The following is a 7,821-nucleotide window of genomic DNA, read 5'->3' as shown; positions in this document are numbered from 1 at the left end:
CGCCCCCGGATCCGGGGGCGCCGCTTCTATGGGACCGAGGTGGGGCGTTACTTACGGCTTCGGCAGGCCCTCCGCCTCGCGCAGCAGACAGGTCAGCCGGGCGGTGCACACCCGGCGGTCCTGCTCGTCGCTGATGACGATCTCGTACGTGGCGGTCGAGCGCCCCCGGTGGACGGGCGTGGCGACGCCGGTGACCAGGCCGGAGCGCACCCCGCGGTGGTGGGTGCAGTTGAGGTCGACGCCGACCGCGATCCGGCCGCTGCCGCCGTGCAGCATCGAGCCCACCGAGCCGAGGGTCTCGGCCAGCACGGCGGAGGCACCGCCGTGCAGCAGCCCGTACGGCTGGGTGTTGCCCTCGACGGGCATGGTGCCCACGACCCGCTCCGCGGAGGCTTCGAGGATCTGCACGCCCATGCGGGTGCCGAGATGGCCGGCGGAGAACAGCGCGAGGAGGTCGACGCCGAGTGCCGCGTACTCGTCGATGACCTCTTGCGGGAACTTCACGCTGGCCTGCTCGCCCATCGGACCGGCTCCGTTTCGGTTGTCTGTGGTGGCCACCTTCTTATCAGGCGCGCTGAGCGGACGCTTAGACGGGGTTGGTGGGTTCCAGCCGGATCACCACGGACTTGCTGGCCGGGGTGTTGCTGGTGTCGGCGGTGGAGTCCAGCGGGACCAGGACGTTGGTCTCCGGGTAGTACGAGGCGGCGCAGCCGCGGGTGGTCGGGTAGTGGACCACCCGGAACCCGGCGGCGCGCCGCTCGGTGCCGTCCGTCCACTCGCTGACCAGGTCGGCGTACGCGCCGTCGGCGAGGCCCCGCTCGCGGGCGTCCTCGGGGTGGATGAGCACCACCCGGCGGCCGTTCTTGATGCCGCGGTAGCGGTCGTCGAGGCCGTAGATGGTGGTGTTGTACTGGTCGTGGGAGCGCAGGGTCTGGAGCAGCAGCCGGCCTTCGGGGGCCTTGGGGTACTCGACCGGGGCGGCGGTGAAGTTGGCCTTGCCGGTGGCGGTCGGGAAGCGTCGGCTGTCGCGCGGGGCGTGCGGCAGGGCGAACCCGGACGGGTTGCTCACCTTGGTGTTGAAGTCCTCGAAGCCGGGGATGACGGCCGCGATGCGGTCACGGACCGTGGCGTAGTCGCGCTCGAACTCCGCCCAGGGGGTGCCGCTTTCCGGGCCGAGCACCCGCCGGGCCAGTCGGCACACGATGGCCGGTTCGGAGAGGAGGTGCGGGCTCGCGGGCTCCAGCCTGCCGCGCGAGGCGTGCACCATCCCCATCGAGTCCTCGACGGTGACGAACTGCGGCCCGCCGTCCTGGATGTCCCGGTCCGAGCGGCCGAGGGTGGGCAGGATCAGGGCGCGGGTGCCGGTGACCACGTGCGAGCGGTTGAGCTTGGTGGAGACGTGGACGGTCAGCCGGGCGGCGCGCATGGCGGCCTCGGTGACGTCGGTGTCGGGGGAGGCGGCCACGAAGTTGCCGCCCATGGCGAAGAAGACCTTGGCCTGTCCGTCGCGCAGTGCGCGGATGGCGCGGACGACGTCGAAGCCGTGCTCGCGCGGCGGGGCGAAGCCGAACTCCTTCTCCAGGGCGTCCAGGAAGGCCGGGGCGGGCCGCTCGAAGATGCCCATGGTGCGGTCGCCCTGCACATTGCTGTGGCCGCGCACCGGGCACACCCCGGCGCCGGGGCGGCCGACGTTGCCGCGGAGCAGCAGGAAGTTGACGACTTCCCGGATGGTGGGCACCGAGTGCTTGTGCTGGGTCAGGCCCATGGCCCAGCAGACGATGGTGCGCTTCGAGGCGAGGACCATGCGCAGCGCGCGCTCGATGTCGGCCCGCTCCAGGCCGGTGGCGCGCAGCGTCTCGTCCCAGTCGGCGGCGCGGGCCGCGGTGGCGAACTCCTCGAAGCCGTGGGTGTGCTCGCGGATGAAGTCCTCGTCGATGACGGCTTCGTCCGTGTCCGAGGCGTTGTCGGAAGCCTCCAGGATCAGCTTGTTGAGGAGGCGGAAGAGGGCCTGGTCGCCGCCGATCCGGATCTGGAGGAAGAGGTCGGTGAGCGAGGTGCCGCCGCCCGCGAGGCCGCGGGCGTTCTGCGGGTTCTTGAACCGCTCCAGACCCGCCTCGGGCAGCGGGTTGATGGAGATGATCTTCGCGCCGCCGTCCTTCGCCTTCTCCAGGGCGGAGAGCATGCGCGGGTGGTTGGTGCCCGGGTTCTGCCCGGCGACGATGATCAGGTCGGCCTTGTGGAGGTCCTCCAGCAGCACGCTGCCCTTGCCGACGCCCAGGGTCTCGGTCAGCGCGGAGCCCGAGGACTCGTGGCACATGTTGGAGCAGTCGGGCAGGTTGTTGGTGCCGAATTCGCGGGCGAACAGCTGGTAGAGGAACGCGGCCTCGTTGCTGGTGCGGCCGGAGGTGTAGAAGACGGCCTCGTCGGGGGAGTCCAGCGCGTGCAGTTCGTCGGCGATGATGTCGAACGCGCGGTCCCAGCTGACCGGCTCGTACGTCTCGGCGCCCTCGTCCAGGTACATGGGCTGGGTGAGCCTGCCCTGCTGGCCGAGCCAGTAGCCGCTGCGGGTGGCGAGGTCGGCCACCGGGTGGGCGGCGAAGAAGTCGGGGGTGACCCGGCGCAGGGTCGCCTCCTCGGCGACGGCCTTCGCGCCGTTCTCGCAGAACTCGGCCGCGTGCCGCTTGTCGCCCTCGGGCCAGGCGCAGCCCGGGCAGTCGAAGCCCTTCTTCTGGTTGACCCGCATGAGGGTGAGGGCGGTGCGGCGGATTCCCATCTGCTGATGGGCGATGCGCAGCGAGTGACCGACCGCGGGGAACCCGGCGGCGGCGTGTTTCGGGGGTGCGACCTCGGGCGCGTCCTGTACTGGATCGCCTGCGGGTGGCTTGGATGCCATGTCGCTCCCCTTTTTCGACTCGACTTGTCGGCTTCGACATCGGCTCGGTGTCCCCCATCGATCCTTTCATGAGTCATGGACTTTGGGACCACCCGGTGCGGTGGGCCGGGGGTGGGAGGCGGGAGGCGTTGTCGGTGGGGCGTGGCAGGATCGGGGGCGTGGCAGAGAAAGCATCGAAGAAGACCGCAGCGCCCGCGCCCGACCGCACGGGGGACCGTCCCCGCCTGCTCCTGCTGGACGGGCATTCCCTGGCATACCGGGCGTTCTTCGCGCTGCCGGCGGAAAATTTCAGCACGACCTCCGGCCAGACGACCAACGCGATCTACGGCTTCACCTCGATGCTGGCGAACACGCTCCGTGATGAGCAGCCCACGCACCTGGCGGTGGCGTTCGACGTCTCGCGCAAGACCTGGCGCTCCGAGCAGTTCGCGGAGTACAAGGCGAACCGCTCCAAGAGCCCCGACGAGTTCAAGGGGCAGGTCGAGCTGATCGGCGAGCTGCTGGACACGATGAACGTCACCCGCTTCGCGGTGGACGGTTTCGAGGCGGACGACGTGATCGCCACCCTCGCCACCCAGGCCGAGGCCGAGGGCTTCGAGGTCCTGATCGTCACCGGTGACCGCGATTCGTTCCAGCTGGTCAGCGACCATGTCACGGTGCTCTACCCGACCAAGGGCGTCTCCGAGCTGACCCGGTTCACCCCGGAGAAGGTCCAGGAGAAGTACGGGCTCACCCCGAGCCAGTACCCCGACTTCGCGGCGCTGCGCGGCGACCCGTCGGACAACCTGCCCGGCATCCCGGGCGTCGGCGAGAAGACCGCCGCGAAGTGGATCAACCAGTTCGGGTCGTTCCAGGATCTGGTGGAGCGGGTCGACGAGGTGAAGGGCAAGGTCGGCGAGAAGCTGCGCGACCACCTGGAGTCCGTCAAGCTCAACCGGCAGCTGACCGAGCTGGTCAGGGACGTGGAGCTGGGCGTCGGCCCCGACGGTCTCAAGCGCGTTCCGTACGACCGGGCCGCGCTGGCCGTCATCCTGGACGCGCTGGAGTTCCGCCACCAGAACTTCCGCGACCGGATCCTGGCCGCCGACCCGGGCGCGGCCGACGCGGAGCCCGCCGCCGCGGAGCCCGGCGTCGAGGTCGACGGGGTGACGCTGAGCGCGGGCGAGCTGGCGCCCTGGCTGGCGGACCGCGGCGCCGAGCCGCTGGGTCTGGCCACCGTGGACACCTGGGCGCTGGGCAGCGGCAGCGTCAGCGAGGTCGCGCTGGCCACCGCGGGCGGGCCCGCGGTCTGCTTCGACCCCGCGGAGCTGGACGAGGCCGACGAGCGGGCCTTCGCCGCCTGGATCGCCGACCCGGACCGGCCGAAGGTGCTGCACAACGCCAAGGGCACCATGCGGGTCTTCGCCGAGCACGGCTGGTCCGTCGCGGGCGTCTCGATGGACACCGCGCTCTCCGCCTATCTGGTCAAGCCCGGCCGCCGTTCCTTCGAGCTGGACGCCCTGTCGGTCGAGTACCTGGGCCGTGAGCTGTCCCCGGCGGCGGCCGCGGACAGCGGTCAGCTCGCCTTCGGCGCCGACGAACAGGCCGAGCAGGACGCCCTGATGATCAAGGCGCGTACGGTCCTCGACCTCGGCGAGGCGTTCCGGGGCCGTCTGGAGGAGGTCGGCGCGGCCGGGCTGCTGAGCGATGTGGAGCTGCCCACCTCCGAGCTGCTGGCCCGGCTGGAGCGCTCCGGTATCGCCGCCGACCGCGACTGGCTGGACCGCATGGAGCAGCAGTTCGCGGGCGCCGTCCAGCAGGCGGTGAAGGAGGCGCACGCCGCGGTGGGCCACGAGTTCAACCTCGGCTCGCCCAAGCAGCTCCAGGAAGTGCTCTTCGGTGAGCTGGGCCTGCCCAAGACCAAGAAGACCAAGACCGGGTACACGACGGACGCCGACGCGCTCGCCTGGCTGGCCGGGCAGACCGACCACGAACTCCCGGTGATCATGCTGCGCCACCGGGAGCAGGCCCGGCTGCGCTCCACCGTGGAGGGGCTGATCAAGACGATCTCCCCCAGTGGCCGCATCCACACCACCTTCAACCAGACGGTGGCGGCGACCGGCCGGCTCTCCTCGACCGACCCCAACCTCCAGAACATCCCGGTGCGCACGGACGAGGGCCGGGCGATCCGGCGCGGCTTCGTCGTCGGCGAGGGTTTCGAATCCCTGATGACCGCCGACTACAGCCAGATCGAGCTGCGCGTGATGGCCCATCTCTCCGAGGACGAGGGCCTGATCGAGGCGTTCACCTCCGGTGAGGACCTGCACACCACGGTCGCCTCCCAGGTGTTCGGCGTCGCCAAGTCCGAGGTCGACCCGGAGATGCGGCGCAAGATCAAGGCCATGTCGTACGGCCTGGCGTACGGGCTCTCGGCGTTCGGCCTCTCCCAGCAGCTGGGCATCGGCGCGGACGAGGCCCGTCGGCTGATGGAGAACTTCTTCGAGCGGTTCGGCGGCGTCCGCGACTATCTCCAGCGGGTCGTGGAGGAGGCGCGTGCCATCGGCTACACGGAGACCATGCTCGGCCGCCGCCGCTACCTCCCCGATCTCACCAGCGACAACCGGCAGCGCCGCGAGATGGCCGAGCGGATGGCGCTCAACGCCCCGATCCAGGGCACCGCCGCCGACATCGTCAAGATCGCGATGCTGAAGGTGGACGCCGCGTTGACGGCAGGCGAACTCTCGTCGCGGATGCTGCTCCAGGTGCACGACGAAATCGTGCTGGAGATCGCGCCGGGGGAGCGGGAGCGGGTCGAGGAGCTGGTGCGGCGCGAGATGGCCGGTGCCTTCCAACTGCGCGCTCCGCTGGACGTGTCGGTGGGTGTCGGCACCGACTGGGAGTCGGCCGCGCACTGAGCGGGCGCACGGCGGAATCGGTGGAACCGGCGAAACCAGTCAAGTCCGGGCCCTCGAATGGCCGCTGACGGGCGGTAGGCACCGGTAGTCGCGGGCCCTAAGTTGTCGTAGTGTCACCAGGGTTGACGCGCGGGGGAGCGCACTGTGTTCGACGGGAGGGACACACGGATGGCACCGCTTATCGGCCGACGTCTGCGTAAGGGGGCGGCCACGACGGCGGTGGCGGCGGCCGCGATGGCCGCTCTCACCGCATCCCAGGCGCCCGGGTTCGCCGCGCAGGAGCACGCGGACGGGGACCACCGGGACCGGGACCGGGCCAGTGGGGCACAGCCCTCGCCCGATGCGCCCATCGACGGCGGCGGCTCGTACCACACCGATCTGCCGCCGCTGACCAAGCCGGACAAGCCGGGCTCTTCGATCGACCTGCCGGGGTTCCCGGGCAGCAGCACCAAGGCCGAGGCGGGCATCCCGGCGAGCGTCCTCGCCGCCTACAAGAAGGCGGAGGCGGCCCTCAGGGAGTCCAAGCCCGGCTGCAACCTGCCGTGGCAGCTGCTGGCCGCGATCGGCAAGGTCGAGTCCGGCCAGGCCCGCGGCGGCAACGTGGACAACAAGGGCACGACCGTCAGCCCCATCCTCGGACCGGCCCTCAACGGCAACGGCTTCGCCCTGATCAAGGACACCGACGGCGGCGAGTTCGACGGGGACACCACCCACGACCGGGCCGTCGGGCCGATGCAGTTCATCCCGTCCACCTGGGCGAACTGGAGCGAGGACGGGAACGGCGACGGCCGCTCGGACCCCAACAACATCTACGACGCGGCGCTCGCCGCCGGCTACTACCTGTGCGCCAACAACCGTGATCTGTCCGTCCAGGCGGACATCAACAAGGCGATCCTCGGCTACAACCACTCGCAGGAGTATCTGAACACCGTCCTGTCGTGGTTCGAGTACTACAAGAGCGGCACCCACGAGGTCCCCGACGGCACCGGCGTGCTGCCCTCGGAGCGGAGCACCCCGTCCGGCGACGGCTCCAAGGCGGGCTCCAAGGAATCCGGCAAGGGCAAGGGCGGCGACAAGGACACGGACAAGGGATCCGGCAAGGGCAACGGCGGTGCGCACACCCTGCCCAAGCCCAACGACGGCCGCGGCGGCTCCACGTCCCCTTCGCCGAACCCGGGCGGCGGCGGGACGCAGACGCCCGGTCCGCAGCTCCCCAAGCCGCCGACCACGCCGCCCACCACCCCCGCGCCCAAGCCCACCGGCACCGCCAAGCTGACCGCGGTCGGCGCCAAGCAGCTCACCGCCACCGCCGGTGAGACGTTCACCGGCTCCCCCAAGGTCCGCGCGGTGGACGCCGCGGGCAAGCCGGTGGCGGCGGCGCGCGTGAAGTACGAGATCCGCGGCGAGACGAGCGCCCGCTTCCTCGGCCTCGTCCGTTCCGTCACCGTGCTCACCGGCCTCGACGGCAACGCCACCGCCCCCAAGCTGCTCGCGGGCGAGCAGCCCGGCTCGTTCACCCTGCGCGCCACGGCCGTCGGGCGCGAGAAGGTGGCCCCGGTCGACTTCGCCGCGACCGTCAAGCCCCGCCCCGTACCGCGGGCCGACGCGCTGGCCCGCCTCGGTGACGGCGTCCTCAAGACCGGGACCGGTGGCTCCTTCGCCGATCTCCTCACCGTCAAGGCGACCAACAAGGGCAAGGTCGCGGCGGGCGTCCCGGTCACCGCGACCATGATCACGGACGCCAAGAAGCCCCGGGTGAACGACAAGGGTCCGTACTTCCTGGACGCCAAGGGCAAGCCGGTCCGCACCCTGGCCGGGCTGAAGACCAACGCCCTCGGACAGCTGACGCTGCCGAAGATCCTGACCGACGAGCACGCGGGCACCTATCTGCTCCGCCTCACCACGGCCGACGGCGCCGTCCTCGACGTCGAGCTGACCGTCACCCCGGCCGCCGCCAACTAGCGGCCGCCGCCCCGGGCACACCGCGCGCCGCCCCCGAGCCCACCGGGCCCGGGGGCGGCGCGTTCGCGTTGG

Annotated in this window: 4 protein-coding genes; 2 read left to right on the top strand and 2 right to left on the bottom strand. The window is 71.1% G+C overall.

Annotated features, from left to right (window positions below; all coding sequences use genetic code 11):
• Window positions 1-51: 51 nt before the first annotated feature.
• Window positions 52-522 carry a hotdog fold thioesterase gene (locus EEJ42_RS37010; RefSeq protein WP_123106570.1) on the bottom strand — a complete coding sequence of 157 codons (471 nt, stop codon included), beginning with the start codon at window positions 520-522 and terminating at the stop codon, window positions 52-54.
• A 64-nt stretch (window positions 523-586) separates the two neighbouring features.
• Window positions 587-2,893: an FdhF/YdeP family oxidoreductase gene (locus EEJ42_RS37005; RefSeq protein WP_123106569.1), complete on the bottom strand. Its 2,307-nt coding sequence runs from the start codon at window positions 2,891-2,893 to the stop codon at window positions 587-589.
• A gap of 158 nt (window positions 2,894-3,051) precedes the next feature.
• On the opposite strand from EEJ42_RS37005, the gene polA reads away from it, so the two are divergent.
• Both polA and EEJ42_RS36995 read left to right on the top strand, forming a co-directional pair.
• A complete protein-coding gene (gene polA / locus EEJ42_RS37000; protein ID WP_123106568.1) occupies window positions 3,052-5,787 on the top strand; it encodes a DNA polymerase I in 2,736 nt (911 codons plus the stop codon).
• A 168-nt stretch (window positions 5,788-5,955) separates the two neighbouring features.
• Entirely contained in the window at window positions 5,956-7,749 is a 1,794-nt protein-coding gene (locus EEJ42_RS36995; protein WP_123106567.1) for a lytic transglycosylase domain-containing protein, read from the top strand.
• Window positions 7,750-7,821: the final 72 nt, after the last annotated feature.

This window comes from Streptomyces botrytidirepellens (assembly GCF_003721215.1).
Classification (GTDB): domain Bacteria; phylum Actinomycetota; class Actinomycetes; order Streptomycetales; family Streptomycetaceae; genus Streptomyces; species Streptomyces himastatinicus.
This window is presented reverse-complemented; position numbering and strand designations above follow the sequence as displayed.